Origin of the sequence: Snodgrassella sp. ESL0324, assembly GCF_013344955.1 — a bacterium.
GTDB classification, from domain to species: Bacteria; Pseudomonadota; Gammaproteobacteria; order Burkholderiales; family Neisseriaceae; genus Snodgrassella; species Snodgrassella alvi.
The window spans coordinates 140179-157758 of sequence record NZ_JAAEDS010000016.1 but is presented as its reverse complement, the minus strand read 5'-3'; the positions used below and the strand labels follow the sequence as shown (position 1 = coordinate 157758).

At 38.5% G+C, this 17580-nt stretch carries 15 protein-coding genes; 11 read left to right on the top strand and 4 right to left on the bottom strand.

Annotation, left to right across the window (positions count from 1 at the left end; translation table 11 throughout):
- The first annotated feature begins 57 nt into the window (after nucleotides 1–57).
- The 10 genes from GYY70_RS11115 (at nucleotide 58) to GYY70_RS11070 (ending at nucleotide 9292) form a co-directional block, all read left to right on the top strand.
- The gene (locus GYY70_RS11115; RefSeq protein WP_025331681.1) at nucleotides 58–621 is read left to right on the top strand and encodes a carbonic anhydrase; all 564 of its coding nucleotides are present in this window, start codon (nucleotides 58–60) and stop codon (nucleotides 619–621) included.
- On the top strand, nucleotides 618–1253 hold the full coding sequence (nadD, locus tag GYY70_RS11110; protein WP_174832402.1) for a nicotinate (nicotinamide) nucleotide adenylyltransferase: 636 nt from the start codon (nucleotides 618–620) through the stop codon (nucleotides 1251–1253). The genes GYY70_RS11115 and nadD overlap by 4 nt, the downstream gene beginning before the upstream one ends.
- A 62-nt stretch (nucleotides 1254–1315) precedes the next feature.
- Nucleotides 1316–1705, top strand: coding sequence for a ribosome silencing factor (rsfS, locus tag GYY70_RS11105; protein ID WP_025331679.1), 390 nt, complete (start codon nucleotides 1316–1318; stop codon nucleotides 1703–1705).
- 32 nt (nucleotides 1706–1737) lie between these two features.
- The gene (rlmH, locus tag GYY70_RS11100) at nucleotides 1738–2208 is read left to right on the top strand and encodes a 23S rRNA (pseudouridine(1915)-N(3))-methyltransferase RlmH (RefSeq protein WP_174832401.1); all 471 of its coding nucleotides are present in this window, start codon (nucleotides 1738–1740) and stop codon (nucleotides 2206–2208) included.
- A 206-nt stretch (nucleotides 2209–2414) separates the two neighbouring features.
- Nucleotides 2415–4292, top strand: a complete 1878-nt coding sequence (gene dxs, locus GYY70_RS11095; RefSeq protein ID WP_174832400.1) for a 1-deoxy-D-xylulose-5-phosphate synthase — start codon at nucleotides 2415–2417, stop codon at nucleotides 4290–4292.
- Between the two features lie 607 nt (nucleotides 4293–4899).
- Nucleotides 4900–5904, top strand: a complete 1005-nt coding sequence (gene dusB / locus GYY70_RS11090) for a tRNA dihydrouridine synthase DusB (RefSeq protein WP_174832399.1) — start codon at nucleotides 4900–4902, stop codon at nucleotides 5902–5904.
- A gap of 43 nt (nucleotides 5905–5947) precedes the next feature.
- A complete protein-coding gene (locus tag GYY70_RS11085) occupies nucleotides 5948–6184 on the top strand; it encodes a Fis family transcriptional regulator (RefSeq protein ID WP_037394816.1) in 237 nt (78 codons plus the stop codon).
- A gap of 32 nt (nucleotides 6185–6216) precedes the next feature.
- Nucleotides 6217–7791: a bifunctional phosphoribosylaminoimidazolecarboxamide formyltransferase/IMP cyclohydrolase gene (purH, locus tag GYY70_RS11080; RefSeq protein ID WP_174832398.1), complete on the top strand. Its 1575-nt coding sequence runs from the start codon at nucleotides 6217–6219 to the stop codon at nucleotides 7789–7791.
- Nucleotides 7792–7824: 33 nt separating this feature from the next.
- Nucleotides 7825–8631, top strand: a complete 807-nt coding sequence (locus tag GYY70_RS11075) for a sulfite exporter TauE/SafE family protein (protein ID WP_174832397.1) — start codon at nucleotides 7825–7827, stop codon at nucleotides 8629–8631.
- 25 nt (nucleotides 8632–8656) lie between these two features.
- Nucleotides 8657–9292 (top strand): MBL fold metallo-hydrolase, encoded by a 636-nt coding sequence (locus GYY70_RS11070; RefSeq protein ID WP_174832396.1) that lies wholly within the window; start codon nucleotides 8657–8659, stop codon nucleotides 9290–9292.
- A gap of 193 nt (nucleotides 9293–9485) precedes the next feature.
- Here GYY70_RS11070 and GYY70_RS11065 read toward each other — a convergent pair whose 3' ends face one another.
- Complete coding sequence (locus GYY70_RS11065) at nucleotides 9486–10772, bottom strand: AmpG family muropeptide MFS transporter (protein ID WP_078475459.1); 1287 nt, start codon at nucleotides 10770–10772, stop codon at nucleotides 9486–9488.
- Between the two features lie 198 nt (nucleotides 10773–10970).
- Entirely contained in the window at nucleotides 10971–12560 is a 1590-nt protein-coding gene (gene rmuC / locus GYY70_RS11060) for a DNA recombination protein RmuC (protein ID WP_174832395.1), read from the bottom strand.
- Between the two features lie 625 nt (nucleotides 12561–13185).
- Between rmuC and GYY70_RS11055 the strand changes: the two genes are divergently transcribed.
- Nucleotides 13186–16011 (top strand): HAD-IA family hydrolase, encoded by a 2826-nt coding sequence (locus GYY70_RS11055; protein ID WP_174832394.1) that lies wholly within the window; start codon nucleotides 13186–13188, stop codon nucleotides 16009–16011.
- Between the two features lie 60 nt (nucleotides 16012–16071).
- Here GYY70_RS11055 and rfbC read toward each other — a convergent pair whose 3' ends face one another.
- Together rfbC and rfbA are read right to left on the bottom strand one after the other, a co-directional pair.
- Entirely contained in the window at nucleotides 16072–16650 is a 579-nt protein-coding gene (gene rfbC, locus GYY70_RS11050) for a dTDP-4-dehydrorhamnose 3,5-epimerase (protein WP_174832393.1), read from the bottom strand.
- Nucleotides 16651–16652: 2 nt separating this feature from the next.
- On the bottom strand, nucleotides 16653–17543 hold the full coding sequence (gene rfbA, locus GYY70_RS11045) for a glucose-1-phosphate thymidylyltransferase RfbA (protein WP_174832392.1): 891 nt from the start codon (nucleotides 17541–17543) through the stop codon (nucleotides 16653–16655).
- Nucleotides 17544–17580: the final 37 nt, after the last annotated feature.

Sequence of the window (17580 nt, the reverse complement as noted above, 5' to 3'; positions counted from 1 at the left end):
GATGTATCAATGTAATAAGATTCATGTAACGATTAAATAAATGCAGAGGGAGAAATTATGTCTTTAATCGATGAAATTATGGACTTTAATCAAAGATTTGTTGATGCAGAAGAGTATGAGCAATTTTTTACAGATAAATATCCGGAAAAAAATCTGGCGATTGTTTCCTGTATGGACGCACGGATTCTGGATTTATTACCCCGTGCTCTGGGATTGAAGAATGGAGATGCTAAGGTAATTCGTAATGCCGGTGCTTTAGTCACCCATCCCTGGGGTTCCGTAATGCGTTCATTACTAGTGGCTGTATTTGAAATGAATGTAACTGAAATTATGGTGATCGGGCATTATGATTGTGGCATGCAGGAATTACATGTGCCTGATATGCTTGACCGGATGCGTGCCCGGGGGATCAGCGATGAGCGCCTTGAAATTCTGGAAAATGCCGGCGTAGATTTCCATAAATGGTTAACTGATTTTGATTGTGTGGAAGATGCTATTATGCATTCGGTGAATATGATACGTAAGCATCCTCTGATGCCCAGTGAGATTAGGGTACATGGTCTGGTTATTCATCCGATTACCGGTAAGCTGAATATTGTGGTTAACGGAAATAAAGTATGAAGCGTATCGGTTTGTTCGGAGGTACTTTTGATCCCCCGCATAATGGGCATATTCATATTGCACAGGGTTTTGCGGATGAGTTAATGCTGGATAATGTTATTTTTATTCCGGCTGGTGGTCCGTATCATAAACCGACGGTTGCCTGTACGCCGGCACTACAACGTCTTGCTATGGTGGAAAAGGCAATTAGTACAGACAAACGTTTTAGTGTATCTGATTGCGATGTACTACGTAATGGGCCTACATATACTATTGATACGGTATCTCTGTTTCATCAGGTATTTCCGCAGACTCAGTTATGGTGGTTGCTGGGAATGGATTCATTGTTGCAATTACCTCACTGGCATCGCTATCAGGCTCTGCTACAAAGTGTGAATCTGGCAATTGCTCAGCGCGGTCAACAGGGATTAACCGATTTGCCGGAATCATTGCAGCAATGGTTGCCAGATGCACTGGCTAAAAATATGACTGTACCGGATGGTAGTGATGGCGGACGTGCTGTTTTATTACAAACGTCATTTTTACCAGTCAGCTCAACTGATATTCGTGCAAAATGGTCATCAGGTCATCATGATGATGTTCCGGAGACTGTGGCTGAATATATCGACCATGAAGGTCTTTATCAGGCATAATTTATATTTATAGAGTATTTCTAAGCTGGAAATGCTTTTAACATAATAGGGTATTTTACTATATGGATGAAAATCTTATCGCTCAATGGGAAAATATGGTAGCCGTTAGCGTTAATGCACTTGAAGATATTAAAGGAAAAGATATTATTGTGCTGGATACTTCAGCACAAACTTCGCTGTTTTCACGCATGATTATTGCCAGTGGTGACAGTACACGTCAGGTAAAGGCTCTGGCCAATAATGTGGCTGTCGATTTGAAGGAGGCTGGTTATGAAATTATCAGCACTGAAGGTCTTGATAGCGGTGAATGGGCATTAGTTGATGCCGGTGATCTGGTTGTGCATGTTATGCAGCCGGCAGTACGCGATTATTATGATATTGAAGCTTTGTGGGGTGGTGAAAAACCTTCCTTTCATGCTGGGGCAGCTAAGCCATGGCAGGCTGCAGATTGATTTGTGCCGGATACTAATTTTACTGAAATTGAATGAATATTACTGTGCTGGCGGTAGGAACGAAAATGCCGCAATGGGTAGATTATGCTGTGACCGATTACAGTAAAAGATTTGGTCGTGAAATTCAGTTTCAGCTTAAAGAAATCAAGCCGGAAAAACGTGGTCCCGGAACTAGTACAGCGCAGGCAATGGCTGCAGAAGAGGCGCGTATTGTTGCAGCCATTCCTGCGCATAGTTACCTGATAGTTCTGGATGAGCGCGGAAAAGCACCGACTTCGATGGAACTCGCTGACTGGTTAAAAAAATGGCAGCATCAGGGTGATAATCTGTGTTTTGTTATTGGTGGTGCCGATGGTATGACTGATGGTTTAAAACAGCGGGCGAATTTGTTATTGCGGCTCTCCAGTCTTACTTTACCTCATGGTATGGTGCGGGTATTGCTGACAGAGCAGCTTTATCGTGCACAGTCGATTCTGAATAATCATCCATATCATCGTGAGTAATTCAATAGTGTGGATTGGTAATTTAAGATTGAATTGTTTTGATTGACTGAAATTATTTGGATGAATCCGGATAAAAATAATTTTTCGTCATATAATGAAATACCCCCGTGCAGGGGGTATGCTGGTATATAATTACTCTGCATTTATTTGACAGGTATTTGATCTGTCACCCGGATTAATAAATTAATAATAAGCAAAGTCTGATCATGAATCCTACACCACTGCTTGATACCATTGATTTACCGCAGGATGTTCGTCGTTTACAAAAAACACAGTTACCTGAGCTGGCCGATGAATTACGTGCCTATTTACTGGAATCAGTAAGTAAAACAGGTGGACACTTTGCCAGTAATCTCGGGGCAGTTGAGTTAACTGTTGCTTTGCATTATGTATATCAGACGCCATATGACCATCTGATTTGGGATGTAGGGCATCAGAGTTATCCGCATAAAATTCTGACCGGACGTAAGCAACGCATGAGTACAATGCGTCAATGCGGAGGTCTGGCCGGTTTTCCTAAACGAAGCGAGTCTGAATACGACGTGTTTGGCGTCGGTCATTCCTCTACTTCGATTGGTGCTGCTCTGGGTATGGCTGTTGCTGATAAATTACAGCATAAAACCAATCGTAGTGTGGCTATTATTGGTGACGGGGCAATGACGGCTGGGCAGGCATTTGAAGCGTTGAATAATGCCGGAGATATGGACATAGATTTGCTGGTTATTCTCAACGATAACGAAATGTCTATTTCACCCAATGTGGGAGCTTTACCCAAATATTTAGCGAAAAATCCTTTGCATGATGTAAAAGACTTAGTGAAATCTATCAAGCACAAATCAGAAAAAGTGCTGAGTCTGGTTCCGGGTGCTCTGGATGTGGCTCAGCGGGTAGAAAATAAAATTAAGGGGCTGATTGAAGAAAGCACCAGCTCTGAAACTTTATCATTATTTGATAATTTTGGATTTACCTACTCCGGTCCGGTTGACGGGCATGATGTGCTTCAGCTGGTAGATGTATTGCAGGAAATGCGCAGCCGTAAAGGGCCGCAATTGTTGCATATTATTACTAAAAAAGGGCATGGCTATAAACTGGCAGAAAATGATCCGGTTGCATTCCATGCTGTCAGTGCATTTGATCCTCAGCAGGGTTTGTATTCATCTGCCGGGGCTGCTAAACCCACTTATACACAGATTTTTAGTCAGTGGATAATCGATCAGGCCGCAGCAGACAATAAATTACTGGCCATTACTCCGGCAATGCGTGAAGGCAGTGGTCTGGTAGAGTTTGAGAAGCTTTACCCTGAACGTTATTTTGATGTAGGTATTGCAGAACAGCATGCGGTTACTTTTGCTGCCGGACTTGCCTGTGAGCAGATGAAGCCGGTTGTAGCAATTTATTCAACTTTTCTGCAACGTGCTTACGATCAGCTGATTCATGATGTGGCATTACAGAATTTGCCGGTTTTGTTTGCTATTGATCGCGGCGGAATTGTCGGTGCAGATGGTCCGACACATGCGGGTGTCTATGATTTAAGCTATTTGCGCTGTGTACCCAATCTGGTAATTGCTGTTCCTAGTGATGAACGCGAATGCCGTTTACTATTATCAAGCTGCTATCAGCTTAATCAGCCGGCGGCTGTGCGTTATCCGCGTGGTACGGGTACCGGTATCGAAGCGGGATCAGATTTGTCCACAGTAGCAATTGGTAAGGGAGTAGTACGCCGCAAAGGAAGTAAAATTGCTTTGGTAGCGTTTGGTAGTATGGTACAACCGGCACTGACTGTAGCTAATGCTATTGATGCTACAGTAGCAGATATGCGTTTTGTCAAACCACTGGATACAGAGTTATTAGTACAGCTGGCAGCAGAACATGATTATATAGTTACGCTTGAAGAAAACAGTAAAATTGGCGGTGCAGGAAGTGCTGTGCTTGAAGCGCTGGTACAGCATAATCTGACTAAACCTGTTTTGACACTCGGAATTCCTGATATTGTTACTGAACATGGTGATACAGCACGATTGTTAGCGCAAATGGGATTAAGTGCAGAAAAAATTCAGCAACAAATTCTTCAATGGATAGAATAATTGTTATCTGAATAGTATCCGGCAGCTTAATAGAGTTTTTTATCTTAATAAAACTTTATTAAGCTGCTCTTTTAGTATGATGGACTGTATTTGTAGCTTTCAATATCTTCCTGCCAGCTAACTGTACCTAAGATCATTTAACTTCACACAAAATAAAATAAATATTGCCAGCAAGCTTTAAAATCACTTTAAATATCACCTGTAATCTGCTTGTGGTTATTTGACCAACAAGTCGACAGGCTGTTTTATATCTTCTTATTTAAGTACTGACATTTTGAAATAGTCGCTTTATTGCAGCAGAGATAAATATAAGCAAATTGCATAAAATTTATTATATTCTGGCCTGTTAGCTAGTATTTTACTCGTAATTGATTAATCAGTATTTAACCGATACAGCAAATATCTATTTCGGACATCTGAAAGCAAATTGCAGAAAACAAACTGGGCTAAAGTATTAGCGGGCTAAAACTATTTTATATTTAATAAATAATTTTTTTAAATTAATCAATGAACTATTTTAATAATATTATTTATATTTGGAGTGAGTGCCTAAAAAATGTACAATATTTAGATATTTATTCTTCTTTCTCCGTTTGATTTAGCAATTATGCAAATTGGTTGTTATCAGCTTGCTACTCCGTTTGCCTTAGCTCCGATGGCAGGTATAACTGATAAACCTTTCCGTCAGTTATGCCGTGAATTTGGTGCAGGCTGGGCTGTAAGTGAAATGATTACCAGTGATCCTTATTTACAGAAAACTCGTAAGACTTTGCAGCGGGCAGACTACGACGGTGAAAGCGGGGTCAGGGTAGTACAGATTGCGGGTAGTGATCCGCAGCAGCTGGCCGAGGCTGCCTGCTATAATGTAGCCCGTGGTGCTGAAGTAATTGATATTAATATGGGCTGCCCGGCAAAAAAAGTATGTAATGTATTGGCTGGCAGTGCTCTATTACAAAATGAATCGCTGGTTAAGGCTATTTTGCAAACCGTTGTCGGCGCAGTTGATGTTCCGGTAACGCTGAAAACCCGTCTGGGATGGGATGACGATCATCGTAATATTTTAACCATTGCGCAAATAGCTGAACAGGCAGGAATTGCTGCTCTTGCTATCCACGGCCGAACACGAACGCAAATGTACCGGGGAACGGCAAGTTATGATCTGATTACACAAGTACGACAGAAGATAAACCTGCCATTATGGGTTAACGGTGATATTACCAGCCCGCAAAAAGCGATTGATATAAAACAACAAACCGCCGCCGATGGTGTGATGATCGGGCGCGCTGCACAGGGACAGCCATGGTTGTTCCGTGATTTGGTACATTACTATAAGCATGGTTGTTTACCGCAGGCACTGACCGTAGCGGAGCATGCACAGATTATAGTTAATCATGTTTCTGCTATACATGATTTTTACGGGATATTTACGGGGGTGCGCATTGCCCGTAAACATATTGGCTGGTATGTGTCTGGTTTACCGGAAGGTGAAATTTTTCGCAGACAGGTGAATACGACAGATGATGCGCAAATACAGTTGCAGCTGGTTAATGATTTTCTGGACAGGCAAGTAGCACAATTAACAGAGTGGCCATGTGATTACCGTGAGCAATAAGCAGTTTGCCCTGAGTTATATAAGGAAAATGTAAATGAGTGAAATGCCTAAAGTTAGTATCGCTCAATGTATAGAGGCAAATGTACGTCAATATTTTGCTGATCTTGATGGTGAAACACCTTGTGCAGTATATGATATGGTATTACAGCAGATGGAATTACCGCTATTACGTTGTGTAATGGACGTATGTGATAACAATCAGACACGTGCAGCACAAATTCTTGGTTTGAACCGCAATACTTTACGTAAAAAATTAATCCAGCATCATCTGCTGGATTAAATCAGTAATATTCGCATATTAAGGGAGAAATCATGGCTGTAATCAAACGGGCACTGCTGAGTGTATCAGACAAAACTGGTGTAATTGAATTTGCGCATCAGCTGGCACAATTAGGGGTCGAATTGCTATCAACCGGCGGCACAGCCAGTTTACTGGCTGATGCCGGTATTGCTGTCACTGAAGTGGCAGACTATACCGGTTTTCCGGAAATGCTGGACGGACGGGTTAAAACATTACATCCGAAAATTCATGGCGGTATTCTGGGACGGCGTGACTGTCCTGAGCATGTAGCACAAATGGCAGAGCATGATATTGGAACCATTGATCTGGTTTGTGTAAATTTGTATCCATTTGCGGCAACAGTAGCTAAACCTGACTGCACACTGGAAGATGCTATTGAAAACATTGATATTGGTGGTCCGACAATGGTGCGTTCTGCGGCCAAAAACTGGCGGGATGTTGCCATTGTTACAGATTATCATGATTATGAAGCCGTTATTGCCGAAATACAGCAGCTTGGCAGTTTATCTATGCAAACGCGTTTTAATCTGGCACGAAAAGCTTTTGCCCATACAGCTCAATATGACGGCATGATCACTAATTACCTGACTTGTATTGACGATCAAAATCTGTCCGGAAAGCCGCAATTACACATTTTTCCTCAGCAATATAACCAGAACTGGTTGAAAGTGCAGGATTTACGCTATGGAGAAAATCCTCATCAGCAGGCAGCATTTTATCGTGATGTGAAACCGGCTGCCGGTAGTCTGGCTAATTATCAGCAATTGCAAGGCAAAGAATTATCGTATAACAATATTGCTGATGCCGATGCAGCGTGGGAGGCTGTTAAATCTTTTACTCAGCCAGCCTGTGTTATCGTTAAGCATGCTAACCCTTGCGGAGTAGCAGTTGCAGCGGATACGTTAACCGCTTACCGTCTGGCATTTGCTACCGATACAACCAGTGCATTTGGCGGTATTATCGCGTTTAACCGTGAGGTAGATGCAGCAACAGTAGAAGCAGTTACCGGTCAGTTTCTTGAGGTATTGATGGCACCCGGATTCAGTGCAGAGGCAAAAGCCATTATTGCTGCTAAAAAAAATGTACGTGTGCTTGAAATTCCCTTGTCAGCCGGAGCCAATCAGTTTGAATTAAAGCGTGTTGGCGGTGGTCTGCTGGTACAGACACCGGATAATCATCAGATCGAAAAAGCACAATTGCAGGTAGTCACATTACGTTCACCGACTGAACAGGAAATGCATGATTTACTGTTTGTATGGAAAGTGGCGAAATACGTAAAATCGAATGCAATTGTTTTTGGTAAAGGCGGTCAAACCTATGGTATCGGGGCAGGTCAGATGAGCAGGGTCGATTCAACCAGAATCGCTGCCCGTAAGGCACAGGATGCAGGTTTTGAGCTGGCAGGTGCCTGTGCTGCCTCAGATGCATTTTTTCCTTTCAGAGATGGCGTAGATGTAATTGCTGCGCAGGGTATTAAAGCCATTATTCAGCCTGGCGGTTCTGTACGGGATGAAGAGGTGATTAATGCAGCCAATGAGCATGGTATAGCAATGGTCGTAACCGGAGTACGCCACTTTCGCCATTAATATACAGTATTAGTGCAGCAAAAAAAATAATCTATGGAACTGCTTGCTTATTTAATAATCGGTGCGGTAGCCGGCTTTGCTGCCGGTCTGTTCGGAGTAGGTGGCGGTTTAATCGTTGTTCCTATACTCTATATAGTCTTTATGCATGCGGGCTATGGTGAGGCTGTCACCATGCATCTTGCGCTTGGCACATCCCTGGCCACTATTATGGTTACGTCAGTCAGTTCCATGCTGGCTCATAATAAAAATCATGCAGTGCTCTGGCCGGTGGTAGGACGGTTAACTCCTGGACTTGTATTTGGCTCATTCGCAGGTGCGGCTATTGCCGATGCTTTATCCGGTCAGAAATTGCAACTGGTTATCGGTATTTTTACTTTGTTCGTTGGCATCAATATGCTTCGCAGTGCCCGGGTAAAATCCAGCAGACAGAACAGGCCGTTAATTAATCCACGCTGGCACTGGTGTGCAGGTGTTGTTATTGGCCTGGCATCTGCTTTATTTGGTATCGGAGGCGGAAGTTTAACAGTACCTTATCTGAATCGAAGCGGAATAGCAATGCAGCAGGCAATAGGATCCTCCGCTGCATGTGGTTTGCCGATTGCGATTGCCGGAGCTTTAGGCTTTATATTCTTTGGAACGCATGAACACATTGATATAGCTCATACCATTGGTTATGTTCATATTTACGCATTTATTGGTATAAGTATTATGAGCTTTATCACTGCCAGACAGGGTGCTAAAGTAGCTCATCGGCTTTCACCGACAATGCTGAAGCAATGTTTTGCCTGTTTATTATTGTTCATGAGTATATATTTTTTAAGCAAAGCACTATTCTTATAAATTAGTAGCAAAATAAGAGAAAATAATGGCTTTACAAATTCAAGTGATACCAGTAACACCATTTCAACAAAATGCAGCATTGCTTTGGGATGATGCCAGCAGGGAAGCAGTACTAACTGATGTTGGTGGAGAGTCTGAACGTTTATTATCTGCAGTCAGCCAGCACCAGCTTAAACTGCAGGCTATCTGGTTAACACATGGACATCTTGATCATGCCAGTGGTGTAGCCGATTTAACTGAGCAGCAAAATGTCCCCGTGCTGGGGCCGCATCAGTCTGATGATTATTGGTTGCAGGCATTACCTGAAATTACCGCTAATTACGGTTTTCCGGTTAGTAAACCACTTACTCCCACACGCTGGTTGGAAGATGGCGATGAATTATCCGTTGGTGAACATAAATTTATTGTTTATCACATACCCGGTCATACGCCCGGTCATGTTGTGTTTTACAGTCAGGCAAATAACTTATTGATTGCTGGTGATGTTTTATTCCGTGAATCTATCGGCCGTACTGATTTTCCAGGCGGAAATCATGCTGATTTAATTCATGGAATTCAAAGTAAACTACTAACTTTGCCAGATAGTACTCGTGTTTTGCCGGGGCATGGTCCTATGACTACTATCGGTCATGAGAAACTGCATAATCCATATTTACGTTAATCAGGCTTACATTGAACTGACAAAGAGTTCAAATTTATCCTGCAAAGCCTGATTATTGAAGCTTTAAGGCAAATATGCAGAATTATGTATTCTGAATTAAACCAGATCATTCTGTTTGCCAATTGGCTTTTGAATTAGGCACAAACTAAGTTCTGATAATCTCTTTTTAGTTTAATTATATGTATAAGCAGTACTAAGTATCTGTTACGTTTTGATTCCATGGCGCAACTTTTATTAATAATAGCATACCGGGTAATGCCAGAAAGAAGCATAACCAGAAAAAATTGACAAAGTCCAGCCAGTTAATCAGATAACCGGTTGTTGCATTAATCAAAGTTCTTGGTACTGCTGCCAGACTGGTAAACAATGCCAGTTGTGTGGCAGTAAAAGCAGGATTGGTTTCACGTGCCATATAAGCCACAAAAGCAACCGTACCCAGACCCACACCAATTGCTTCAACGCCAATAACGGTTGCCAGCATTAACTGCTGCTTTAAACCGATTACGGCAAAAGGTCCCTGACTTGCCAGCCAGACAAATCCCAATATAGAAAAAACCTGTACCAGCCCGAATAGCCATAAAGCACGATTAATACCTAATTTAATCATCCAGATCCCGCCCAGAATGCCAGCAATAATTGTTGGCCACAAACCGGCATTTTTAGCAATCAGACCGATATCTTTATTACTGAAGCCCATAGCTTTATAAAAAGGTGTAGCCAGTGCAGTAGCCATACTGTCACCCAGTTTATACAAAAAAATAAAAAACAGTATCAGCAAAGCACTTTTAACACCTTTACGATTAAAAAATTCATTAAAAGGCTCAGTAACTGTTTGTTTAAAAGATTTATGAGTAATTACCGGAAGTTTGGGTTCTTGTGCCAGAAAGAGCGTCATAAATAGACCAGGAAGCATAAATAATGCGGTAATGGCGAATACTGTCGACCATGGATATGTGTCAGCCAGAATCAATGATAAGGAACCCGGTACAAGTGCGGCAATACGATAGGCATAAACATGAATCGTATTACCTAATCCTAACTCATTATCCTGCAATATTTCACGCCGGAAAGCATCCAGAACAATATCCTGACTGGCCGCAAAAAAGGCTACGAACACAGACAGGATTTTTATAGTTGTCATATTCTGATTAGGATTAAGCCCGATGTAACCGAGTAAAGTCAGCAATAATGCAACTTGTGTGATAAGCATCCAGCCACGCCGTCTCCCCAGCCATGGTAATTTAACTGAATCCATTAATGGTGACCATAAAAATTTCCAGGTAAAAGGCAGGCCGGCAATGGAAAATGAAGCAATAGTTGCCAAATCTATATGTTCACTACTTAACCATGCCGGAATCAGATTAATCAGAAAATATAACGGCAAACCGGAGCTGAAACCTGTAAATATACATATCAGCATATGTCGGCTAAAAATTCTGCGTAATAATGGAACAGATGATTGAGAATCAGTTTGAGTCATTCGGATACAATCCAGCATCAAATGATATATGCCTGAAAGACTACATAAATATTAATTATTTATGTAATTGGCAAGATGGTTAAAAATACTGTCTGTCAACAGCTCTTGTAAGTTGGTTTATAATTTAAGTTACTGATATATACTTAAACAAAATCATATTTAAATCATCAATACATTAAAATAAATGGCGAACTTTTTTCAAAGTGAATCAGGAATAGACAGAGTTAGTTCTTCCTCGTCGTCTTCTGAGATTTGATAATGTTCTGGTAAAATTTTACCGCTTTGTACACCTAATTGACGTAATTTATTGGCTTTACTTACCAGATTACCACGTCCGTTTACTAATTGCCCCATTGCTTTCTGAAATTGTCCCTGAGCCTGATCCAGATTTTTACCTACACCTTCAAGCGTATTCACAAAACCAACAAATTTGTCATATAGTTTGCCGCCTTCTTTGGCTATAGCCAAAGCATTCTGGTTTTGCTGTTCATTACGCCAGATATGCGCAATTGTACGTAATGTCGCCAGTAAGGTGCTGGGTCCGACCAGCATAATCCGTTTCTGAAAACAATCATCAAAAAGCTGATTATCCTGTTGCAAGGCAAGTAGGTATGCCGGTTCAACCGGAATAAACATGAACACAAAATCCAGTGTATTTAACCCGTCAATTTCATCATAGCTTTTAGCTGAAAGATCCTTAATATGCTGGCGTACCGACTGAATATGGGCTGCCAGTGCTTTGGTCGCAGAACCGGGATCTGTTGCCTGAGTATAGCGTACATAAGCAGTTAACGAAGTTTTTGCATCAATAACGATCTGTTTATTCTCCGGTAAATTCACCAGAACATCCGGTTGCAGCCGGCGCTGCCGGCCATCCTCATCAATAACAGTAGAGGATGCCTGTAAAACATATTCACGCCCCTTATGTAAACCTGAATTTTCCAGCACCTTTTCCAGAATCATTTCGCCCCAGTTACCCTGATTTTTATTCTGGGTACCAGTTAATGCATCCGTAAGTGCTTTAGCATCATTGTGCAGCTGCGCATTTAACTGCTGTAAATGTTTCAGTTCAGTTTCAAGAGTAGTGCGCTCTTTAGCTTCTTTTTCATAAGTATTTTGTACAAGCTGACTAAATCCCTGCATACGTTCATGTAAGGGAGTTAATAACTGATTAAGACTGGTTTGATTCTGTTCACTGAAACGTTTACTTTTTTCTTCAAGTATATCATTGGCCAGTGCTTTAAACTGATCAGTCAGACTAACACGGGCTTCATTAAGCAAAGTCAGCTTTTCATCATAAGTTTCACGTTCATGTTTTAATTGTGTGGCCAGACGACTATTTTCCACGCGCACATGATTTAATTCTTCCTGTACCTTTAGAAACTCTTCTTCACGCAAATGCCACTCCTCACTACGTAACTGCCAGTCTTGTAGTTGCTGTTCTGCTGCTGCCAGTTGGGTAGAAACAGACCGGCACTGTTGCTGTTCCCGCTCTAAAGTACCCTGAATATCGATTAATTGAGCATTAACAGCTTCGGCTGCACTTAAACGTTTATGTACAATCTGTAACTCTTGGCGGCAATTACAAAGCTCAGCATTATAATTCTGATTGATTTGGTGTAGATTATTTACTTCTGCTTGGATTCGACTTAGCTCATTTTGTGCCTCAGATAAGAGAATATCCCCGGCCTGGCGTTCCTGTAACAACTTTTGGCGTGAAAATAGATATAATATACAAATGATTAAGATAAATAAAAATATCAAAATTAGCCAAGTCATAATGGTCATGATTTATTAAAATTTATAGCAAACAACAGTGTTAAATAATAGCATTTATTTAACACTGACATCGAATAATTCAGTGTTGTAATGTGAAGATTAGACTAAACCTATTGATGAGCTACTGAAAAATAGTTATGTGAATATTGAATTCGTATATTATATTTATATTAAGTATATTTAAAATGTTAAAAGCATATAAAATAATAAAATTTATAAGTAGTATCAAAATAATCGATATTTATTAGTGAATTCTGTATTTGGTTTTATTTTTTGCAGATATCTGTATTTAATATGCTGAAATAATAAAAAGATATCATAAAACACAAATTTATTTCCAATAATCATAAATATATGTATACCCTTATTTCAACGTATTAGGTTGTTAATATGTTGCAGATAATAAATTTTTTATTTATTGTCTTGTAAATAAAAAATTTTTCACATAAAATTTTCTTATATAAAAATAAATTGAAATTAATAGTATTGTTTTTGTTAATGTTTGAATTAATTATAAAAATTAGGGGATGTGTTAACCCCATAAACTGAGATAGTCATAGAAAAGTGAGAGAAATATTTAATTTTATACACTTATCAGACTATTTCAGTTATATCAAACATACAAAGGTCGAAAGTGAAAAAAAAAATTAAGAAAGCAATACGAAATTATTTTAGAAAACTTTATTACATATTCCCCGAACGGTGGCGACCGAATTTATTAGCTTGGGCAATCAAAATTCATCCAAGCTGGTTTAAAAACCATCCAAAAGTATTAAATAAAAAAATTTATTATGGAAATGGGATATTACTGTTAAATATTGATATATATAAATATAAACCAGTACTAAAATCATATAAACTTGCAATTCATTGTCATATTTTTTATATAGATTTAATATCTGAATTTATAGACCATTTATCAAAAATACCGTTTAGATTTGATTTATTTGTTTCTGTACCGGATAAGGATTCTCAGCAACGATGTCAAATATATATGAGTAAATTAAAAAATGCATATGAAATTAAAATAAAAATAGTTCCAAATCGTGGTCGTGACCTCGCGCCAATGTTTGCAGAGTTTGGTCAGCAATTAAAGCAGTATGATTATCTGGTACATTTACACAGTAAGAAATCGATATATAACAAAGGGGTTACAGATGGTTGGCGTTCATATCTTTTTAATTCGCTGTTTGGTTCTGCGGCAAACATACAGAAAATTTATTCATTATTAATAGAAAATAATAATTTAGGTATAATTTATCCGCAAATTTATCATCGGCTACCTTATTTTGCCTGTACTTGGTTAGCAAATAAAAGCCAAGGGCAAAAGTTATTAACTCGTATGCAATTACCAATGATAAATGGTTATTTTAATTATCCGGTTGGCTCAATGTTCTGGGCTAAAACGAATGCATTAATGCCCTTATTTGATCTCAATTTGAAATGGGAAGATTTTCCAGAAGAACGAGGACAAACAGATGGAACATCGGCACATGCACTTGAAAGATTGCTAGGCATTGTACCCTCTTTAACCGGTTACAACTCAGTAATTATTCAGGATTTAAAGTATCCTTCCTGGTCATCCTTCCGGATTGATACCCAATACCTGACACGAGACATACAATTTTATAAATCAAAAATTAACAAAGAGAAAGTAAAAGTAGTTGCTTTTGATATATTTGATACCTTATTGGTAAGGCCACTTTTAAATCCTGATCACACAAAAAAAATAATATCCCAGTATCTTGATGATGAATGCAGAATGATTTTTAAAAAATATCGGGTAGTTGCAGAAACCCAGGCCAGAAGTAGTAAAGGTAAGGATGTTTCATTAGATGAAATATATGTCCAGTTTAAAAATTTATCACAACTTACGGATAATCAGGTTGAGCAAATACAAAAAATTGAGGAAAGGGTTGAACTGGCTTTAGTCAGTCCTCGTTATGACGTAATTGAATTAATGCAATTTGCTAAAAATATAGGGAAAAAAGTTATTTTAATTAGCGATATGTTTTTATCAAGAGAAATAGTTGAGAAGATGTTATCCCAGCATGTAATTACTGAATGGCATAATTTATACTTATCTTCAGAAACCGGAGTCCGAAAGGATACTGGAGAGCTATATAAGTATATGTTAAACAAAGAGGATATCACTGGTCGCGAAGTAGTGATGATTGGTGACAATGAACGTTCGGATATACAATTGCCTACGGATGAATTTGGAATAAAATGTATTCATATTCTGAGGGCTGCGGATTTGGCATGTGCACTGCCTGACTATTTTAAAATTATAAAAAGCGATTTAAATCAAGATAATATTAATAATGAATTAACAATAGGCTTATTGGTCAGAAAAAATTTAAACAATATATATGGGTATAATAACTCATCAGAAAAATTCAAATTATTTAGCTCAAATCCTTATCAGTTAGGTTATAACGTATTAGGGCCTGTAGTGAGTGCCTTTTGTCAATGGCTGATTGAGCAAGCTCAGACAGATCATATTAATGAATTATATTTTTTAGCCAGAGAAGGTAAGCTTGTTAAACAAATTTATGATTTGTGGAGTTCACCGCAAAAAAATACTCCTCAAAGCCATTATCTGCAAGTTTCTCGTAGATGTGTAACAGTACCGGCTATTAATTCTTTTGAGGATATTATTGATATTGCAGAGAAAAACTACTGTGAAAATAGTATTCAAAATTATTTGATTGAGCGATTTGGTTTAATTCTGAATGCTGAACGTTGGAAAAATATATATCAAAAAAATTTATGGGATAAGGATAAAAAATTAATTATAAAACAAAAACAAATTGATCATATAAAGCCTTTATTAGAATATTTGCAAGCAGATATTTTAAGTCTGGCACAAACTGAAAAACTGCCTTTAATGACATATCTGAAAAAATCCGGTCTCTTTTCAAGTAAAAGTTCTGCAGTTGTAGATGTTGGGTATTCCGGGACAATTCAACAAGCATTAAATAAACTATTGATGTTGCCTATTCATGGTTATTACTTTGCAACAATCATTCCGAGCATAGAAGGATTAACAAAAGATATTAAGATAAAAGGCTGTTATGTGAATAATTTAGCAAATCTGTATCCTGGTTCTCAAATTTTTGCCCGAAGTTTTGAGCTAGAAAAATTATTAAGTGCTGATGATACTCAAATTATAAAATATTGCATTAATGATGATATGCTAAAAAGAGAGTTTAAAAATTTGTCCGATAGAGAACTGGCAACCCGGCCAATACGAAATGCTTTACAACAAGGTGCTATAGATTTTGTAAAGGATGCCGTCAATCTTCGTAAAAATCTTTACTTTGATTTTAAACCTTCTTTGTTTATCGCCGACTCTTTATATAAAGACTTTTGTTTAACTTTAAGAATTAAAAAAAATAAAGTTTTAGAAAATTTAATTCTGGATGACGATTATTGTGGCAGAGGTTTGGTTAGTTGATACGATTAGTATTGAATTAAGAAAAAATAAAAGGATTAATGACTTAATCCTTTTATTTGCTTAAAATAAATCGATTTTGTTATCTATCAGTTTCTTAAAATTTGGAGCATTATTGTCTTTATCTGTTTGATTTATTGACATATCATTTTCAATCGGCCAATTAATAGCTAGATCTGTATCATTCCATAACAGGTTGCGTTCGCATTCTTTAGAATAATAATTGGTGGTTTTATATAAGAATTGAGTATTATCTTCTAAGGCAATAAAACCATGTGCAAATCCAGCGGGTATCCAGAATTGCCGAAGATTCTTTTCAGATAGCTCAACTCCCACCCATTGACCAAAAGTTGGAGATGATGTCCGTATATCCACAGCGACATCCCATGCTTTTCCACTGACTACTCTTACAAGTTTTCCTTGAGCATGTGGATTTATCTGATAATGCAATCCACGAATTACGCCTCTATGTGAAATTGAGTGATTATCTTGTACAAAGTTTACAATTGATTGATTATATGACGATAGAATGAAATTAAAGGTTGTCTGGTTAAAACTTTCCATAAACCAGCCACGATTGTCTGCAAAAACTCTGGGTTCTAAAATCAGCAGATCTTTAATCTTAGTCTCAATCACATTCATATTCAGGCTTTCCTCGAAAATTCACTATATAGTTTTAATAGATATTGACCATAATCTGTCTTTTGAAAAAGTTTGCCGCGTTTAAACAATTGATCTAAATCTATCCAGCTATTATTAAAAGCAATTTCTTCAAGACATGCTATTTTTAAACCCTGTCTTTTTTCAATTGTCTGAACAAAGCAGCTGGCTTCAATCAGTGAATCATGTGTACCAGTATCCAGCCATGCAAAGCCACGCCCGAGTATTTCAACATTTAATAATTTCTTATTTAAATAAGCATTGTTAATATCGGTTATTTCGAGTTCACCTCTGGGTGAAGGGCGAATACTCTTGGCTATCTCAATAACGTCATTATCATAAAAATACAACCCTGTAATCGCATAATTTGATTTTGCTTCATTCGGTTTTTCCTCTATGGAAAGTGCTTTTCCAGTGGTGTCAAATTCGACTACACCGAATCTCTCAGGGTCATTAACATAATAACCGAATACGGTAGCACCTTTTTCCTGTTGTGCTGCCTTTTGCAATTGTGCACCGAAACTTTGCCCGTAAAAAATGTTATCACCCAGAATAAGTGTGACATTATCTTGACCAATAAATTCTGCTCCGAGAATGAAAGCTTGTGCCAAACCGTCAGGAGATGGTTGTACTTTATAAGATAAATCAATTCCTAAATCTCTGCCGTCACCTAACATTTTTTTAAAATTAGGTAAATCTGCAGGAGTTGAAATAATCATGATTTCTCGTATCCCTGCCAGCATAAGTACAGAAAGGGGATAGTAAATCATCGGTTTATCATAAATGGGTAATAACTGTTTTGATACGCCTAAAGTAATAGGATAAAGTCTGGTTCCGGATCCGCCAGCCAGTATAATACCCTTTCGTTTAACCATTTTTTGTTCCTTGATTATTAATTCAATTAGAATTTAA

Excerpts from the sequence above, each read along its gene's own strand:
- rlmH (WP_174832401.1), top strand. The coding sequence starts at position 1,738 with ATGAATATTACTGTGCTGGCGGTAGGAACGAAAATGCCGCAATGGGTA.
- GYY70_RS11115 (WP_025331681.1), top strand. The coding sequence starts at position 58 with ATGTCTTTAATCGATGAAATTATGGACTTTAATCAAAGATTTGTTGAT.
- GYY70_RS11065 (WP_078475459.1), bottom strand. The coding sequence starts at position 10,772 with ATGACTCAAACTGATTCTCAATCATCTGTTCCATTATTACGCAGAATT.
- rsfS (WP_025331679.1), top strand. The coding sequence starts at position 1,316 with ATGGATGAAAATCTTATCGCTCAATGGGAAAATATGGTAGCCGTTAGC.
- rfbA (WP_174832392.1), bottom strand. The coding sequence starts at position 17,543 with ATGGTTAAACGAAAGGGTATTATACTGGCTGGCGGATCCGGAACCAGA.
- purH (WP_174832398.1), top strand. The coding sequence starts at position 6,217 with ATGGCTGTAATCAAACGGGCACTGCTGAGTGTATCAGACAAAACTGGT.
- dxs (WP_174832400.1), top strand. The coding sequence starts at position 2,415 with ATGAATCCTACACCACTGCTTGATACCATTGATTTACCGCAGGATGTT.
- dusB (WP_174832399.1), top strand. The coding sequence starts at position 4,900 with ATGCAAATTGGTTGTTATCAGCTTGCTACTCCGTTTGCCTTAGCTCCG.
- GYY70_RS11070 (WP_174832396.1), top strand. The coding sequence starts at position 8,657 with ATGGCTTTACAAATTCAAGTGATACCAGTAACACCATTTCAACAAAAT.
- rfbC (WP_174832393.1), bottom strand. The coding sequence starts at position 16,650 with ATGAATGTGATTGAGACTAAGATTAAAGATCTGCTGATTTTAGAACCC.
- GYY70_RS11085 (WP_037394816.1), top strand. The coding sequence starts at position 5,948 with ATGCCTAAAGTTAGTATCGCTCAATGTATAGAGGCAAATGTACGTCAA.
- nadD (WP_174832402.1), top strand. The coding sequence starts at position 618 with ATGAAGCGTATCGGTTTGTTCGGAGGTACTTTTGATCCCCCGCATAAT.
- rmuC (WP_174832395.1), bottom strand. The coding sequence starts at position 12,560 with ATGACCATTATGACTTGGCTAATTTTGATATTTTTATTTATCTTAATC.
- GYY70_RS11075 (WP_174832397.1), top strand. The coding sequence starts at position 7,825 with ATGGAACTGCTTGCTTATTTAATAATCGGTGCGGTAGCCGGCTTTGCT.